Raw genomic sequence first — 18,819 nt, forward strand, 5'->3', positions numbered from 1 at the left:
AACATGCGCGAACACAAAGCAATCAATTAAAAACTGTAGAAATAGTCGTGCTGAAATTGGCATGGCTATTTTACTGGACTCGATCTGCGTACCAGTGGACTCCAATTGGATATTGAAAGACTCGATAGGACGAATAGGTGGGCCTGAAGGCGCGTAATAATCAATTGAGACCAATAGCAATATCTATGTCGAAACTAATGAATCTTCACAATAAAACTCTTGAGGAAGCTGAAGAGGTTATTTTATTAGCTATAGAATCATTTGAATTAAATAATGGACGATCGATAAATTATCTTATTGCATTACTTGAGGATTGGGAAGAAAAAGAATTGTATAGTGCTGAAGATATCAGAAAATATAGAAGGGATTATAAAAGAGGTTACACTGATGAAATGATAAATGAAATAGAATCAGTGCCTATGATTAATTGGCTTAAGGATTTACAAAAGTAGAAATCAAGAGAAAGGAGTTAAATATGGAAATACAAAGCGTAAATAAAAATTCTATCAAAAAAATAATTTTAAAAATAAAAAAGTCCTCACAAACTGGCATTTGTAAGGACAGAAATAAAACTTTCTAAGAAAATTATAACACACTGAGTAATTTCTATAAAGAGCATGTTCTTTTATAAAAGTTTATGCGCAATTTAGAGCATGCTCTTATATTATTTAATCTCAAAATCTAATTTCAAAATAAGCAAAGGAGTTTTAAAAATGAATAGAAAAAATTTAAATGATTCTAAAAGAAATGAAATATCTCAAAACAGAGAAACAAGTTTAATTCGAATTGACGACGAATTAAAAGACAAAGTTCGTATACAGGCTATGAAAAATAAAGTAACAATGAAAGAATATATTGAGTATTTGATTTTAAGAGATGACAACTCAAATAATAATTTTGAAAACTCTAAAGACTCAAAAAGTGAAGAAGCTGATCAAGATATTGATTCCAAAAAAATAAAAATTGAAATTGAAGGACATATATACATTCGACAATAATCTTAGGTTTTGACAGGCAAGCAACGGGTTTGTACACCAAAGTGTACACCAAACCCCCAAAACAAAGTTTTGGCTTGTCAGGAATTATTCCTGAAACCTTCTTGTCGCTGCGCTCGATTTTTTAAAAAAGGAAAAAAATTAATAAAAGAAAGTGAGAGATTTTGTATGAAAAGAACTGAAAGTATTCAGGTCAGATTGCCCGATGGTGGTAGATTACACTTAAGAGTTTCACCAGAAGAAAAAGAAATGATTCGATCAAAAGCTGAAGCAGAAAGGATGACTATGTCTTCATTAGTTTTAAATACTCTTGATAAAATTGATAATCCGATTTCTGTTAATTTAGATGATTCAGATCTTCGACAGTGGTTAATAGAAGTTAGAAGAATTAATGCGAATGTTAGAGCTCTTTTAAAACAAGTCGGAACTGGTGAACATTTTCCAATTGATAAAAGAGAAGAAATCGAAGGATTACTAGTAGCAAATGAAAAACAAGTCTTAGATGAATATAAAAGAGTAAGAGATTTAGTTTCAAAAATAGAGAGTATGAATAGTGAAGAAGCAGTTGAAATTGCTAGGAGAATAAAAGATGAAAAGCAAGAGAGTATAAATGAAATCGATGAACTGCGCTGAGCATGATAAATAGAACTTTAAAAAAGAATATATATAATGTTAAAATTTAGTACTTTCTGCAATCTAGAAATCTTCAAAAAACTATTCTTCTGTTTGTGGAAAAAAATTGTGATTTTCTATGGTTTTAAAAATATTTTTAAACATAGGAAGTAGATTTTATTGTTATATATGTGTCTGTTTTGCTTTATAACACGATTCAGTGAAATAGATTTTCACAAGAGCCTCAATAGCGAAAGCTATTGGGGCTTTCCCTTTTATACTTTATTGCTTAAAAAATGCTATAATTAAGTTCCTATAATTAAGTTGATTGTATTTCTAAAGAAGGGAGAAAATAAATGATTACTTGGGATCATTTTAACGTGAATAATAACCATAAAACAAGCTCCTTTGAGAGTTTAAGCAGACTGTTGTTCAAAGAAAACTATTGTGTAGAAGGTACTCCTTTGAGATCTAATCCAAATCATAAAGGAATTGAAGTTGACCCAGTTACTGGAAAAGATGGATTAAAAATAAGTTTTCAGGCTAAATACTTTTCAAAAGGAATAGACTATTCTCAAATTAAGAAGAGTTTTCAAACCATTAAAGATAATTACGAGGGTGAACTGGATAGAGTCTACCTTTTTAGCAATGAAGATGTAAGTACTAATAATTCAAGTTATTTAGAGTGCGTTAAGATTTTAAAAGAAGCATCTATAGAGTGTATTGCGATTACCAACATAGAGCTGCTTGAACAAGCTGCGAAATCAAAACATGCTAGTGCATTATTCTTTAATCAACATAAGTTTGATGCTGAATGGTTTCAAAAACAAGTACAATGGAATTTGAATTCGCTATCTTATCGCTATAATAAGAAGTTTAATGCAACAACTGATACAGAAAAATCTGTTAGCTTATTTAGTCAGAGTGAAATGTCGGACGAATTATTGTCTACTCGTGTTTCAAATTATCTCAAGGAAATTAAATTCTATTATAAACCAAGCGGACGAGAATTATTAGATAATATTGCAGAAGATATTCTTAAGTCAGGTAAGATAGAAAATGCAAATGATTATTACAAACTAAATGAATATATTAAGAATAAATATGATGACAAATTTTCACGGCTTGAGATTTCTTTAAATGAGCTAAATGGTAAAATTTATTCTGCTGATTTTAAAAACGAAGAAAGAGATAAGCTGCTTTCTAAAAGGCAGGACTTAGAAAAAGTAAAGAGTTTACTAGATAATTTATTGCTTTCTAAATCTGAAGAAAGACTAATTGATAATCAAATTCTATTGTTGAAAGGAAAAGCAGGGGTTGGTAAATCACATACTTTAGCCATTTCTGCTAATAATTTAATTTATGAAGAAAGACCAACAATTTTATTGCCAGGGTATTCATTCATAAAAAACAACTCTGTTAAAAATCAATTAATTGATTTACTTAATATACCTAATACAGATCTAAATAACTTGTTAGATAGTTTAGATGCTCTTGGAACATTAATAAACAAGCCGGTTGTTATTTTTATTGATGGAATAAATGAAACTAAAGATAATATTATTTGGAAGAACATTATTGAAGATATCTCTCAAATTTTAGACAATTATACTTACCTAAAATTTGCTTTTTCATTTAGAAATGGATTTGAGGAGAAATTAATATCAGATTATACAAATGAATTGATATCAGAAGAAAAAATATCTGTACTAAACCACGAAGGACTTGATAATTTTAATTATGACCAGATAAATATCTTTCTAGATTACTACAATATAACCTTTTCGCCAACGTTATATTTTAATGAACAAATGTTAAACCCTTTATTTTTAACATTATTCTGTGAAAACTTTGAAGGATATGATATGGACATTCAAGAGATATTTAGTAAAACGCTAGAAAAAATTGATCAATCATCTAGAGAAGAAATTGAATTCGATGAAGACTTTAATTTATTAAAAGAATTTCTTGCTCAATTTGTTTCTAAAATGCTGGTAGGAAATGGATGGACTGTTTCTAAAGAAGAAACTTTTTCAATACCGTTTTGGGAAAACAACGGATTAGTATTTAAAAAGCATGATTATATTGGCTCACTTATAAGAAATGGATTAATAAATAAAGTTGAAAATCCTGACGAAACTTATTATACATTTTCTTATAACTTAGTACGAGATTATTTACTTGGAAATGAGATATTCAAAAAGAGCACTAACTTAGATGAACTTGAATATAATATTTTAGATGTACTAATTGATGGTGATAGTCTCAATTATTCTATGATAGATCCCTTATTGTTTACTTCAGAAATGGGATATGAAAGTTATGGAAGAGATATAATTATACCTGTATTAGAGTTTATTTATGAAGAAGATATACATTTAGCTAATGATTTAGCAGAGCGTTTCATAGAATCCTTTACTATTAGAAAAAATATAAATACGAGTGTTGAAATATTAAGGAAGATAGTTAATAACTACGAAGTTTCAATCGATACTTTATATAATATGCTAATAGATAACAGTATTAAGCTAGAAAATTCAACTAATGCACGATTTTTAGATAGTCATCTTTCTCAAATGTCTATGGTTAATCGAGACTCACTATGGACAACTTTTATAAATAGAATTAGTAGTGATTCTAGACTAGGTCAGATTATATTTTCTTTTGAAACTGCGAAAATAAATACACACTCTCTAAAAAATGAGCAAATTAGACTAATGCTTATATTGTTTAGCTGGACTTTGACATCTAGTAATAGAAAGTTAAGAGACCGTTGTTCAAAGGCTATGATTGTAATTCTTAAGGATAATTTTCAATTATGTTTAGACCTGCTAAAAAAGTTTGAAAATACCAACGACCCATATATAGTTCACAGATTATATGGTGTAGTTTTTGGAGTATTAGTGCGCGTGAAGGACAAAAAAACTGAAACTTATAAAGAGTTAGTAAATTACGTATATAAAACTATCTTTCTGGCAGATGAAGTGTACCCAGATATCTTATTAAGGGATTATGCACGATTGATTATAGAGCTATATTTATATGAATATCCCGAAGAGTTGGACTTTTCAAGAGAAAAAATCAGACCGCCTTATAATTCTTCTGATATTCCTGAAATGGAAAGAATGGAGTATGATTCTTTCGGAAAAAATGATTCTTCAATAGATGCAATTATCTCTTCTATGAATACTGAGAATAGTGGCCCAGGAATTTATGGAGATTTTGGAAGATACGTGTTTGATTCAGCACTAAATCAATTTAAAAACTTTGATAATGAAAATGGCTATTATTATGCTATGGATTACATTTTTAATGTTATAGGTTTTGATGGCAGACTATTTCCACACGACATTAATAATTATTATACTGACAGGCATGATACGCGAAAAGTTGAACGAATTGGAAAAAAATATCAATGGATTGCTTTATATAATCTTTTAGCCAAGGTAGCTGATAATTATTTAGTACAAAACGATTACGATATTTCAGAAGATTACAGCGGTCCATGGAATCCATATGTTAGAGATTTTGATCCAACACTAAACAATAGATTTAAACCTGGTAAAAATTTAATTGAATTCAATCCTAAAGACAAGTTATATTCACAAGAATTTTTAGACGATTTTGATCGAGAAGAAACAGATATAATAGATTGGGTAAATAAGACTTCCACACTATTTGATGATATTGAAAATGAAATTAAAATAAAAGATTCTCGAGGAAATAATTGGATAATTTTAAACCACATAAAAGAAATTGAAAAAAATGAAAATATATTACGAAAATACGATGGAAAACGACAAGAAATTTATAACATTATCCAGGCATATTTTGTTAAAGAAGAAGATTATGAAAGTTGTTTGGAAGATATAGACACTAGGAAATTTTATGGAAGAAACTATCCTGAGGGTAGCCGATCATATGAATTTTTTAATAGAGAATATTATTGGAGTTCTGCATTAAAAAATACTGTACTGAAAAACGAGTGGTTTGCTATAGAGATTGAGACAGGAGAGTATTTTGAAGAAGGAGTACGGGATTATAGCTCTTCATATTTTGAAAATCTGCTATTAGGTAAAGAAAATAATGAGGAAATAAAGTATAAGACCATAAAACATCCAGTAAAAGAAATCGGTTATTATGTCTTACCAGGTAGTAATGAGTTTTTATATGAGTCCCAATACGATGGAACACTTGAGGAGAGTTCAATTTCTTTTAAAATACCGAATTCAGAAATTATAAATATTTTAAAGTTAGAGCAAAAAACGATTGATGGATTTTTCTATGTAGAAGATGAGCTAGTGGCATTTGATACAAAATTAATAGATGAAGATTATGGATTGATCATAAAAGAAACTTATCTTCATAAATTCTTAGAAGAGCAGAGATACAGAGTGTTTTGGACCTTAATTGGAGAAAAAAGCTTTAGAAAACCAGATAGAATGCAAACATGGAGTCAGTGGAGTGGTTATGCGTGTATCAATGAGAAATTTGATATTGCTAGTAAAATGAGATTAGAAACTCCTGGTAAGTCAAATAAGTCTAATAACAAAGTTTGAAACCGTATACTACAAATCATTTTATAGTAGTTATCGTAATGACATAACTTATATCCAAAACCCACAATAAGTTTTGTTAATTTTATAGTGATTTATCACTCATAATGACTGGTGCATTAGACAACGATTTACAGATGTTTTAACGGACATTGGTATGTCTATTGCTTTAAACTCTGCTCTAAATGACTGTCACATCAAGATGTAAAGCTAAAAAGCTTTGAAGAAAGACACTGTCTTCTTTAAAGCTTTTTTACATTCTTAAAAATTATTAGATTACTATACGTATCTAAAGTATAATAAAAGTAAGAATTAAATATGACAGAGGTGATTCTGTGAAAGTAAAGAGATTTTACCGTACCCAACGGGAAGTTGCAACTGTAATTAATGAAATAGTTGGTGAATATTGGGTAGATAATCTAACAGATGAAGAGTTAGAAGAAAATATAATTATGATTTATAAAAATAACCAACGTAAAATAATAAAAAATGATGATTTTACTACAATACTTAAGCAACAATGCGGTAAAAATCGTTTAACAATAGTAGCAAATATAATTACTAATTAAAAACAAAGGAGGTGGCTTCTTGAACGAAAATAATAACTTATCACTCTCGAATCTAAGTGATTCAACTATTTTAAGAGAAAATGAATCTCTATTAGGTTTACTGCTTAAGGATCATACCACTGGTAAGAATATAAAATGGGGGACAGATAGCTATATAATTCATGGCTATTCATTCCGAGATGATCAAGAAATTAAAATAGATCTTATTACTGGATGGTATGAAGGTTTTATTCGACCAAGAGTAGATAAAGATATAGATATCCAACTTGAACGGCAGCGTAATAGAGCAGAAGTTTTCACACCCTCATGGGTAATTAAATTACAAGTAGATGCAGCTCTAGAGGATATGGAAAATTTACCGTTGGCTGATTTTATCCAAAAAAAATGGCTTGAAATTACATGTGGAGAGGCTCCATACATGGTAAACCGCTATGATATGGAAACGGGAGAAGTAATATCTTTAAAAGACAGAGCAGGCTTCGTTGATGTTAAATTTAAAAAATTAAATGAAGCAATAAAAATAGAAGAAGAATGGCTGAAGTTAGCCGTTGAAATCTATAAAGCCAGTTATGGTTATGAATATCAAGGAGACTCACTTCTACTAGCTAGAGAAAATTTAATTTTAACATTTATAGATAACTATTTTTATATGTTCGGAGCTTTCCCAAAAGAGAAAATACTATTAGAAATTACTAAAATAATAAGTCTGAATGTATTTCAAATGGACGGCTTAACATATGAAGTGCCACATTCAGATAGTGGGACTGGATATTTTGGTACTCAATTAAGTTTATTTGAAGAGATAGGGACTGAAGAGAACATCACACCTAAACTGGCTAGAATAAAGTTGTGGGGAAAAGACAAGACAATCGAATTCAAATTGATCTCGGAAAGGAATGACACAGAAATGAAATTTGACGTTGTGATAGGTAACCCACCATATCAGAATCATGTAGAAGATGAAAATAAAGAGTTTGCTCCTCCAATTTATCATTTTTTTATAGATGCAGCTCAAAGTATTGCTAATAAAGCTATTTTGATACATCCTGCTAGGTTTTTGTTTAATGCAGGTAGTACGCCAAAATCTTGGAATGAAAAGATTTTAAATAGTCCAAATTTTCAAGTTCTAAAATTTGAACAGAAGAGTAATGAAATTTTTCCAAATACTGATATTAAAGGTGGAGTAGCAATAACATATTATGACTCCCTAAAAAAAATGGTTCCAATTAAAGTATTTACCCCATATGACGAATTGCGAACAATTATGAAAAAAGTTAATTCTGATAGAGAAAACTTATCTAATATAATATATACACAGAATAGATTTGATTTAGTGCAGTTGTACAAGGATTATCCAGAAATCAAAAATAAAATTGGAAGTAATGGCAAAGATAGACGTTTTAGAAATAATATATTTACAAAAATTTTTGTGTTTTCTGAAGAAAGAAAACATGACTCAGATATTCCAGTAATTGGTTTAATTAAAAATAAACGAGTTTGGAGATACATAGCCAAAGAATATGTAGATCAACAACATGAAAATTTAAATAAATATAAAGTGTTAGTTCCAAGTGCGAATGGGACAGGTCTATTAGGAGAGACTTTATCAACTCCCTTAATAGCAGAACCATGTGAAGGTTACACTCAAACTTTTATAGGAATCGGAGCTTTTGATACAAAGACTGAAGCAGAAGCTGCTTTAAAATATATTAAAACCAAATTTGCTCGAGTAATGCTTGGGATTTTGAAAATAACACAACACAATGATAGAGATAAATGGCTAGAAGTTCCTCTTCAGGACTTCACGAGTAATTCTGATATTGACTGGTCAGAATCCATTCCTGTAATTGACCAACAACTTTACAAAAAATATGAGTTGTCTCAAGAAGAAATAAACTTCATAGAAAACAATGTAAAGGAGATGGAATAATATGCAAACACCCTATATTAATACGAAAACACGTATTATTCCAAAAATTTATGCGTATCGAACACCAAGTAACATAGAAAAACAAGGTTGGTTTAAAATTGGTTATACAGAAAGAGACGTAGATAGGCGGATTCGTGAACAAACGCATACGGTCGGTATTACTCCTGAAAAGTTGTGGGACTATGTCGCACGTTTCAATGACGGGTATTATTTCAATGACCATGATTTCCATGCCTACTTGGTTCGTAAAGGTATTCCTAGAGAGAGCGGCACTGAATGGTTTAATTTTGAAAATGATGTAAGTAAATCAAAGCGAATGGTTTCTGCTTTTATGTTAAAAGAAGACATTCATGAGTTAGAAGGTTCTGTAAAATCTGAGAGTTACGTTCTAAGACAAGAACAAGCCAAAGCTGTCGAAATGACTGCTGAATATTTCAAAAGTCGTGAGTCAGAAGAGTTTTTGTGGAATGCTAAACCAAGATTTGGAAAAACTTTAACTACTTACGATTTGATTAAAGAAATGGAATTTTCAAATGTTTTAATATTAACAAATAGACCAGCAGTCGGAAATTCATGGGTGGATGATTACGAAAAATTTATTAAGTATGATAAAGAACATAATTATCACTTTGTAAGTGATAGTCCTGCGATTGCACACAGAGATATTTTAAGTCGGAATGAATACACAGAAAAATTAATAGATTTAGGGGCTTCAAAACAAATTGCATTTGTTAGTTTGCAGGATTTAAAAGGTTCTGCTTACTTTGGAGGGGATTATCCAAAATTACGCTGGATCAGAGACTTAAATTGGGACTTAGTAGTAATTGATGAGGCACATGAGGCTGTTGACACGAATAAAACTGAGTTTGCCTTAGAGAGAATTAAAACGGACTACATATTGCATCTTTCAGGGACCCCTTTTAAACAAATTGCTAGTGATAAATTTGAATCCCATCAAATATTTAACTGGTCTTATATGGATGAGCAGGAAGCGAAAGCGAACTGGGATGAAAGTGAAACTGATGAACATAATCCATATGAAGAATTACCTACTTTAAACATGTATACATATCAAATGTCGAACATGATTGTTAACCGAATTAAACAAGGTGCTGATTTAGAGGAAGAGACGAATGTGGATTATGCTTTTGATCTGAATGAATTTTTTTCTACTGATGATAAGGGCAATTTAATTTATGAAGCAGATGTCTTAAATTGGCTAGATTCTTTAACAAGTAATCAAAAATATCCATTTTCTACTCCAGAATTAAGAAATGAATTAAAGCATACTTTATGGTTGTTGAATAGAGTAGATAGTGCCAAAGCCCTTGCTAATATTTTACGAAATCACCCCGTATTTGAAAACTATGAAGTTGTTTCTGTAGCTGGAGATGGAAAACTTGAACAAATTAATGGAGAAGAAATAGAGGTTGATGAAGAGAATGTTGACGGTCGAAATAGTGCATTAGAACGAGTAAAAAATGCAATAGCTAATAATGACAAAACAATTACTCTCACAGTTGGCCAATTGACAACAGGTGTAACTGTTCCTGAGTGGTCTGGTGTTCTGATGTTAAGCAATGTTAAATCTCCAGCTCTTTATATGCAAGCAGGATTTCGTGCTCAAAATCCTCATAAATGGTCGGATAGAGATGCTGAAGGTAATCCAGTAACTTATCGAAAACAAAATGCTTACATTTTTGACTTTGCACCTGAGAGAACTTTAGATATTATTGATGAATTTGCGAATAATTTAAATAGTGCAACCTCCGGCGGAAGTGGCACAATGGAAGAACGTGAAGATAATATAAAGCGTTTGCTAAATTTCTTTCCAGTTATTGGCGAAGATACTGACGGTCAAATGACTGAATTAGATGCCAAACAAGTTCTTACTTTACCAAAAAGAATTAAATCACGAGAGGTAGTTCGTCGTGGATTCATGAGTAACTTATTATTTAATAATATTGCAGGTATATTCCGATCTAAAAAGGCCTTAGATATTATCAATAAGTTTGAAAAAACAGAGCAGGGTAAATTAACGACAAATAAAGATAAAGTAGATTCGAAAGATGTAGAAGATTTAAACGTAGATGAAGAAGGAAATGCATATGTAGAAGATGAAGTTGTCGAAGAGAAAAGAGACAGACTTTTTGGTGACAAGATTTACGAGAGACAAGAAATCGAGGAGATTGTTCAACCTGCAGATATAGGTCTTACAACCAATATTCAAGTTCGAGAAAAGTTAAGTGATGCTCTAAGCAAAGAATTAGAGCCAAGCTTTGATAAAATGCGTACGGAGTATGGGCTGACTATCAACCAACGGAAGCAAAAAGAGCGTGCTGCTAAAGAAAAGATTGATAGAGCAACGGAAACATTTGAAGCAGAGTTAAAAGCGCGTCAGGCAGATCGTAAAGCCCAATTAGAAGATGACGGTGCATTAGAAGATCCTAAAAAAGTTGAGGAAGAAAACAAAACCTTTAGTGAAGAAACCTATAATGACCTAAAAGCTAAAATAGAGGAAATAGTTTTAGAAACGACTACTGAAATTATAGAAGAACATGAAGTAAATCAAGAAGAGAAGAAAAAGAATACCGTAGAAGATGATATACGATCAAACTTACGTGGGTTTTCTAGAGCCATACCTAGTTTTATCATGGCATATGGGAATGAAGATTTAAATTTAATGAACTTTGATGAGTATGTTAGTGATGAAGTATTTTATGATGTTACAGGTGTTACATTAGAAGAGTTCATTTTCTTACGAGATGGTGGAACGTATGTTGATGATGAAGGTGAAGAACAACAATTTAATGGTAACTTGTTTAACGAAGTAGTATTTAATGAATCTATACTTGAATTTTTACGCAAGAAATCTGAGTTATCAAACTACTTTGAAGAAACCGATGAGAATATTTATGACTATATTCCACCTCAAAATACCAATCAAATTTATACGCCTAAATGGGTTGTTCAAAAGATGGTACAACAATTAGAAGATGAAAATCCAGGTATTTACGATGATTCTTCTAAGACCTTTATTGATTTGTATATGAAGTCAGGTTTATACATCACAGAAGTCGTTAAAAGATTGTATAACAGTGAAGTAATCAAGTCAGAGATTCCTGATGATTATGACCGTCTGAAACATATACTTGAGAACCAAGTGTATGGATTAGCGCCTACAGAGATTATTTATAGAATCGCAACTAGTTTTATCTTTAGTGAATTGACCGAAGGCATTAGTCAAAAGAACTTTGCACAATTAGATGCCTATCCATATGCAGAAGCCGGAACTTTAGAAGAAACATTAGATGAAGTGTTTGAGTGATAGTTTATAACTAACCCCATATCCATTAGTATAGGATATGGGGTTTTCAAAAAGGAGAGCTATTTTAGTAATGAAACCAAAAATTATGGATGAAAAGACAACATACGATCGAGAAGACTTAATTATGAAAGCGGTTTTAAAGTCTTTGGTTGACTTAGGAGGAATTGCAGAACGTAAGGATATCAAGCGTGATATATATGATAATTCTACACTTATTCCTGAAGATTATATTGATTATACTAGTAAGTCAAAACAAACTGGGAATGAGTATAAACCATTTAATTATCAATTTAGTTTTGCAATTAAACATCTAATGTTAGCTGGATTTGTAAAGTATCCAAATAGAGGTGAAGTTGAACTAACAGAAAAAGGTCGAAAGGTTAACTTGGAAAATTTTGATCCTCTTAAAGAAGTACGTGTCATTTCAGAACCAGCAATGAAAGAAGAGTCAGAGAAAAGAAAAACTAAGAAGCAAATAACTGAAACTGTGGAAATAGAACCTGAAGAGGAAGTAATAGATTCAGAAGGAATAGAAGAGGTCTGGAGAGCTCAACTTAATGAAGCACTCAAAAAGATGTCTCCTGATAAATTTGAAATGTTTGCTAGAGGTTTGATGAATCGAATGGGGATAGAATTAGATAAATCAATCGGAATACAAGCTACAGCAGACGGTGGGCTTGATGGATTTGGGTACATAACAGCAGATGACTTTAGAACCACTCGAGTTGCACTTCAAGCAAAACGCTGGGAAGGTAAGGTAAGCTCTCCAGAAATCGATAAGTTTCGTGGAGCAATGGATAAGTATAATGCAGAATATGGCATTTTCATAACGACTTCCGACTATACAAGATCTGCAATTGAAGCATCAAGAATTGGAACACGAGTTATTACTTTAATTAATGGTGATGATATATGTGACTTGGTAGCTAAGTATGAGTTTTATGTAACTCCTGTAACTACTTATGAGTTGAATGATTTTTATTTTGAGGAAGAGTAAATATAGACTGTTGTATAACTTATTAATGAACTGTTAATTTATAAAACTATAAAGTGTATATTAAGGAGACATATAGTTAAAAAAATGATTTTCATATACATACTATTCCTAGTGAAAAAGACTATAAATTTGAATTCTCATTAGAGTGGTTAAAAGATTATGTAACTAAGACAAATTTAGACGCCATTACAATTACTAATCATGATTTATTTGATATGGATAATTTCTTGGAAATAAAGAAGTCGTTAGAAAAATTAAATTGTGAAGTTTATCCAGGAATAGAGTTAAGTTTAGAAGAAGGACATGTAAATATTGTATTTGATCCTTATGATGCAGAGAACTTATCAACATTTCCCTCATGGATTGAGCGCAATAAAACTGATTCAAAGTCTAATATTACTACAGACATGAACATTAATAATATGAAAAATTGGGAGAATGGTATTTATATTTTGAATTGGGAAAAAGTAATTCGTTAAATGTGCCTCAAAAACTTGAAAATGTAACTGCAGTTGGGGGTATATCTAATCAGTCAAAATTTCAGTCTGTATATTTAAAAGATGATGTACTAACTCCTGTCTTATTTAGTGATGCGCATGCTACTAAAAAAGATCCTGAAGCTAAGAGAAATGACATTCATAGGCTTAAATATAATAATACTTTTTTACAAATGTTGATGATTTTAGTTTAATAATTAACCCTGTAGGAAAAGAAATAATTGAGCAACTTACTGCAAAAATTGAAGAGTTTCATACAAATATGCCAGATATTAAAAAAGAAATATACAGTAAATTTCCTAAATTTGATTATTAAATCTAACTTAATTTAATTAAAGTACTTTTCAAAAATATAGTTGTATGCTAGAAAATTAAGTGCAAATCAGTACCATGCAACTATAAAAATTGACACTAAAGGGTCATTTTTTGTAAGGGAGATAATATGAGTGTAAATGAATCAGGACTAAATAGAACTAAAAAAAATGATGTGCAGTTGCAGACAAAACTTATAAACTTAAGAAGAAAAAGAGATGCTGCTGTTAAAAAAATTAACAAAATTAGTAAAAAAAATAAAAATACTTCAGCAGAGATTAAAAAATTAAAGCGATATAGTAATGGTTTAATTACAATAGAAAGTAACATAACAAAATTATTACAAGAGATACAGAAAAATTCTGAAAAAATGGAAGAGTATAGAAAGAAAGTATCTAAAGAACAAGGCAATCGGTTAGCAGATTTGACGAAATTAATGAAAGGCAATGAGGGAATTAACGAAGGATATATAAACAATCAAATAGAGCTTCAAGTTAAGTTAGATGAACTAGCATCTGACATTAAAGAATCAGTTAACCGCAAAGAAATAATAGAATATGATGTATTTCTTTCACATTCAAGTTTAGATAAAGAAGAATATGTCGCAGAATTATCTGACAAGTTAGAAGAAAAAGGTCTTTCTGTTTTTGAAGATATTAAAGTTTTTAAAAATGGTCAAAGTCAAACAGACATGATGAACTTTGGAATATTAAATTCAAGATTTGTAGTAGTTTTCTTATCAGTAAACTTTATTGAAAGTGGTTGGTCTGATTACGAATTTAAAAGTTTTTTAAACCGAGAAATAAATGAGAAAGAAATTATTATTTTACCAATATGGCATAATGTAACAGTTGAAGAAGTAAAGAATTATAATCCGTATCTAGTAGATAAATATGCCCTAAATACATCAAAATATTCTTTGGATCAAGTTGTAGACAGTATATATCAAGTGATTCAAGATTCAAAAGAAAGTTAAAGTCTGAATGAAAGTGGTATACATGTTGATTTATACCACTAGTGAGCGGAAAGGTTATGGTAAGAAAAAATATTATTAGAATGAAGACAAGGGTGTATTGGAATCTGGGAAGTAGATGGTTCTGACATGCTAATTTGGTTAAAACAATATTTATAATATCTAACTATTCAGATGATAGATGAATGCTAGTTTTAAGGATCACACTAATTTAGTGTCTGTGCTTGTCTTATTTAATAACTTCGTAGTATAAAATATACTTCAAATAGAGTAGAAATTTTAAGGTGTAGTTAAGGTTTTTTCTTCACAAATCATAGGCGTATGCATGAAATTCTAGTACAAACCATTACTATATGGCCATAAACACTGATGAAAAAGGGTAGGTCAGAACTTTAAAATATTATACTGCCAGTTTTTTAATTCCTTTTAACAAGTATTTCCATCATTGATATAGTACACAAGTAAAGAATACATACAAAAAAGGAGTCGCCATTAACTTGGCAACTCCTTTTTATCGAGTTTATTAATTAAACACTCCAAAGATATCTCGCATGAAGTTAGTCACCGCGTTGTCGCGATTATTCTCTACAGGTGCAGCATCTTCAGCAGAAGCGTCTTGACCTTCTGTTGTTTCTTCAGTGGTCTCTTCAATACTTGGGTTATTTCTCAAGTTATTAGGTAAATTTAATTCATACATCTCTGGATAATCTAACAATCCATCAAGTAGAATTTCAATCTCCCAATATGAACTCATGCCTTCACCAAACGTTCCCATAGCTACAGCAATGAAGTTACGATCATTTTGATTACCAGTTGCAACAAAGTTCAATCCAGCAGCATCAGTGAAACCAGACTTCAAGCCAGTAATACCAGAACGACCATAAGTGCCACCTTCAAGTAATTGGTTTGGATTGAATAAAATTTGTTCCTCGTCTGTACCTTCCATATAGGTATATTCACGGGTTGATGTAATATCTAAGATTTGTGGATATTCTTCAATCGTATGTTGGGCCACTAAGGCCATATCTGCTGCGGACATCGTATTCTCGCTCATCTCATTCGAACCAGGCATCCACCATGATTCTGGCACTTCGATGTTTGGAGCACCTGAAGTTGAGTACATCTGAGCGTTTGTAATTCCCCACTCAGTAAGTTGATCTTGCATTGCTTGGACTGCAGCTTGTTCGCTACCGTAAATCTCCCACATTAATGCAGAAGTAGCATCATTAGCAGATTGTAACATCACGGCATACATTAAGTCTTCGACTGGGTATGTCATATCTTCTACTAACCATACGTTTGATAATTCAACGTTTGATGAGATATCGCGGACGATTTCTGTAGGAATCTCAATCTCTTGATCTAAAGATAAAGTACCTTCATCAAGTGCTTTATACACTAGATACATCGACAATACTTTTGTCATTGAAGCAATCGGATACGGAACGTTTCCTTCTTGATGCGCAAGAATTTTATTCGTCTCTTGATCGATGACAACATATGAACGAGCGTCTAAGTTGCTATCGTACCATTCTTGTAATTCAGTAGGGTACTCTTCGGGCATATCAATCGATTCTGAAGGTTCTAACAAGACATTTTCAGAATTGAAAATAGGTGTTTTACTTACAGCTTCAGCTGTAGTTGGATATAGATTGGCAAAGCAAGTGCTCGTTAAAATGAGCACTGTGAGCCACTTTATTGTTCTTTTATTGAACAAATTGATGACCTCCTCAAATTTAATACCAATTTATTATAGCGAACTATTCCGACAATTCAAAGAGGACATTGTCAAATAATTTGTTTTACATGGATTTTCACAGAAAATTCAAACTTTGTTTATGTTTTCATAAAATAAGTATTATTAAAAAGTATAAAAGTAGACTATAATGTATCTAATCACACAGAAGGGGGATGGGAAATGAAATCGGCTTGGAAAAATTATATTCGACCTAATTTGTTTTATATAGTTTCTATTGCCATATTACTACCTATTTATCTCCATGCAGTTGTATTACTAATTGCGATTATCTACTTAATATGGCAGAAGCGTAGTTTAGTTATGCATACGTTTATTAAAAACAAGTGGTTGAGTATATTTATTATATATGTCCTCATCGTTTCATTAATAAATCAAAATTATACGGGTGTATTGATTACTTTAGTTTTTTTCTTATTTGCGATTTATTTCAGCAGTTATTTACAGTGGATCACAATAGAAAGATATCTAAAGACATTGAACATCTTCGTACTAGGAAGTATCCCAGTAGCTATCTATGCTTTAATTGTTTATTTGGCTTATGTTTTTCGTGAAGGGTATACAATCTTGTATGTCTTTCAATACGCTAATGTTCAAACACGAGCTGAATCAACTTTCTTTAATCCTAATTATTACGGACTGTTTTGTATTTTTGCGATCAATATAGCAATGTATCTTCTATTAAAAAGCGATTATGCAAAACGATTTAAGAATTATTATTATGCATCTATTGCATTAAACCTAATATGTATATTGTTAACTGCTTCACGCATGGTCTTACCAACAGTTGCAGTCGCCATAGTCTGGTTTATCTTTTGGACTAAGCGGTCATATGTTTGGTATATGTTAGGAGTGACAGCTATTGGTGGTATTGCTTTAATTGTCAATCCGGATTTGATACCCCGATTTAGTTCAATTGCTTATGCATTTGAAGATCGCTTTGCGCTTTGGGAGGTAGGCTGGCAAATATTCTTAAGTAATCCATTGTTTGGTCGTGGGGCCATGAGTTATATGAATCTATATTATTTATATACGGACAAAGCTGATATGCATGCACATCAATTAGGCGTAAATACGTTAGCGGATTACGGTATTTTAGGAGTAATTATCCTGATGTTAATGTTGAAAGACTACACCAAATCAATCATTAGGTTATCTAAAGAGCTAACTTATCGTAAGGAGTTTGCTTTAATATCGACAATGATTGTCACTGTTATAGTTCATGGAATGATGGATGTATCAATATTATGGACACAAACAGGGTACATATTCTTAGCAGTTATTTTACCAATACAACAACTAACTGAGAAAAGAATGAAATAAATTAAAAAAAGCATTGCACTCCGAATTTCTATGTGGTACTATGTATTAGTTGAGAAAACAAGTAGAAACAAGCCGTTTCTCGCCAAAGTGAATTTGGCAAATACATAGTCTGCCACTGGGAGTGGTGTGTCTATAATTAACGGCGAGTTTATATTTATTTTATAAACTTGCTTTTTTTGTTGTTACTTGTCTCTCAAAATCACATGGAGGTGGAGATCATAAAAGAATTACCTATCAATGATGGCATTCGCGCACGTGAGTTACGTGTTATAGGAGATAAAGGCGATCAAATCGGTGTTAAATCTCTTGAGGATGCTCTAACAATTGCCGCGTCGTTTGAGTTAGATCTAGTGCTTGTGTCTCCAAACGCAAACCCGCCAGTCGCTCGAATCATGGATTACGGTAAGTATCGTTATGAGCAACAGAAGCAAGAGAAAGAGCAACGTAAGAGTCAAAAAACCGTAAGCTTAAAAGAAATTCGTTTAAGCCCAGGGATTGAAGACCATGACTATCAAACAAAATTACGTCAAGCTATTAAATTCCTTGAAAAAGGTGACAAAGTTAAAGTTTCAATTCGCTTCCGTGGTCGTGCAATTACGCATAAAGACCTAGGACGTGACGTTATCATGGATTTTCTAGATGACGCAAATGAAGTTTCAACTATTGAAACAAGACCTAAAATGGATGGTCGTAGCATGTTCGCAATTCTTGCTCCAATCAGTAGCGAAGAATAATACATTATTTTTAAATAATAGGAGGATTTATCATGCCAAAACAAAAAACACATCGTGGATTAGCAAAGCGTGTTAAAAAGACAGGATCAGGAAAATTAAAACGCTCTAGAGCCTTTACTTCTCACCGTTTCCACGGGAAAACTAAGAAACAACGTCGTCAATTACGTAAAGCTGAGTTAGTCTCAAGTGGAGACTACAAACGCATCAAACAACAAATTTCACAACTATAATATCAAC

14 protein-coding genes are annotated in these 18,819 nt (G+C 31.5%); 13 read left to right on the plus strand and 1 reads right to left on the minus strand.

The genetic code is table 11. The annotated features are described in order from the left end of the window. Positions 1 to 137 precede the first annotated feature (137 nt). The 10 genes from HYQ40_10410 (at position 138) to HYQ40_10455 (ending at position 14,772) form a co-directional block, all read left to right on the plus strand. Positions 138 to 452, plus strand: coding sequence for a DnaD domain protein (locus tag HYQ40_10410; GenBank protein ID MBZ6528174.1), 315 nt, complete (start codon positions 138 to 140; stop codon positions 450 to 452). A gap of 261 nt (positions 453 to 713) precedes the next feature. Next, a complete protein-coding gene (locus HYQ40_10415; GenBank protein MBZ6528175.1) occupies positions 714 to 998 on the plus strand; it encodes a hypothetical protein in 285 nt (94 codons plus the stop codon). Between the two features lie 165 nt (positions 999 to 1,163). Then, positions 1,164 to 1,628, plus strand: coding sequence for a hypothetical protein (locus tag HYQ40_10420; protein ID MBZ6528176.1), 465 nt, complete (start codon positions 1,164 to 1,166; stop codon positions 1,626 to 1,628). A 335-nt stretch (positions 1,629 to 1,963) separates the two neighbouring features. Then, positions 1,964 to 6,166, plus strand: coding sequence for a hypothetical protein (locus tag HYQ40_10425; protein MBZ6528177.1), 4,203 nt, complete (start codon positions 1,964 to 1,966; stop codon positions 6,164 to 6,166). Positions 6,167 to 6,498: 332 nt separating this feature from the next. Beyond that, entirely contained in the window at positions 6,499 to 6,732 is a 234-nt protein-coding gene (locus HYQ40_10430) for a TIGR04540 family protein (protein MBZ6528178.1), read from the plus strand. A gap of 19 nt (positions 6,733 to 6,751) precedes the next feature. Continuing rightward, entirely contained in the window at positions 6,752 to 8,662 is a 1,911-nt protein-coding gene (locus tag HYQ40_10435; GenBank protein ID MBZ6528179.1) for an Eco57I restriction-modification methylase domain-containing protein, read from the plus strand. Between the two features lies 1 nt (position 8,663). After that, positions 8,664 to 11,990, plus strand: a complete 3,327-nt coding sequence (locus HYQ40_10440; protein MBZ6528180.1) for a DEAD/DEAH box helicase family protein — start codon at positions 8,664 to 8,666, stop codon at positions 11,988 to 11,990. 85 nt (positions 11,991 to 12,075) lie between these two features. Next, a complete protein-coding gene (locus tag HYQ40_10445; protein ID MBZ6528181.1) occupies positions 12,076 to 12,987 on the plus strand; it encodes an Mrr restriction system protein in 912 nt (303 codons plus the stop codon). A 430-nt stretch (positions 12,988 to 13,417) separates the two neighbouring features. Continuing rightward, positions 13,418 to 13,678 (plus strand): hypothetical protein, encoded by a 261-nt coding sequence (locus HYQ40_10450; protein ID MBZ6528182.1) that lies wholly within the window; start codon positions 13,418 to 13,420, stop codon positions 13,676 to 13,678. A gap of 248 nt (positions 13,679 to 13,926) precedes the next feature. Then, complete coding sequence (locus HYQ40_10455; GenBank protein MBZ6528183.1) at positions 13,927 to 14,772, plus strand: toll/interleukin-1 receptor domain-containing protein; 846 nt, start codon at positions 13,927 to 13,929, stop codon at positions 14,770 to 14,772. A 520-nt stretch (positions 14,773 to 15,292) separates the two neighbouring features. Here the strand turns inward: HYQ40_10455 and HYQ40_10460 are convergent. Then, the gene (locus tag HYQ40_10460) at positions 15,293 to 16,486 is read right to left on the minus strand and encodes a D-alanyl-D-alanine carboxypeptidase (GenBank protein MBZ6528184.1); all 1,194 of its coding nucleotides are present in this window, start codon (positions 16,484 to 16,486) and stop codon (positions 15,293 to 15,295) included. Positions 16,487 to 16,687: 201 nt separating this feature from the next. Between HYQ40_10460 and HYQ40_10465 the strand changes: the two genes are divergently transcribed. The 3 genes from HYQ40_10465 (at position 16,688) to rpmI (ending at position 18,812) form a co-directional block, all read left to right on the plus strand. Continuing rightward, complete coding sequence (locus tag HYQ40_10465; protein MBZ6528185.1) at positions 16,688 to 17,848, plus strand: O-antigen ligase family protein; 1,161 nt, start codon at positions 16,688 to 16,690, stop codon at positions 17,846 to 17,848. Between the two features lie 203 nt (positions 17,849 to 18,051). Then, complete coding sequence (gene infC, locus HYQ40_10470) at positions 18,052 to 18,582, plus strand: translation initiation factor IF-3 (protein MBZ6528186.1); 531 nt, start codon at positions 18,052 to 18,054, stop codon at positions 18,580 to 18,582. 32 nt (positions 18,583 to 18,614) lie between these two features. Next, on the plus strand, positions 18,615 to 18,812 hold the full coding sequence (gene rpmI, locus HYQ40_10475) for a 50S ribosomal protein L35 (GenBank protein MBZ6528187.1): 198 nt from the start codon (positions 18,615 to 18,617) through the stop codon (positions 18,810 to 18,812). Positions 18,813 to 18,819 lie beyond the last annotated feature (7 nt).

This window comes from Aerococcaceae bacterium DSM 111021, from assembly GCA_020112395.1.
Taxonomy (GTDB): domain Bacteria; phylum Bacillota; class Bacilli; order Lactobacillales; family Aerococcaceae; genus Ruoffia.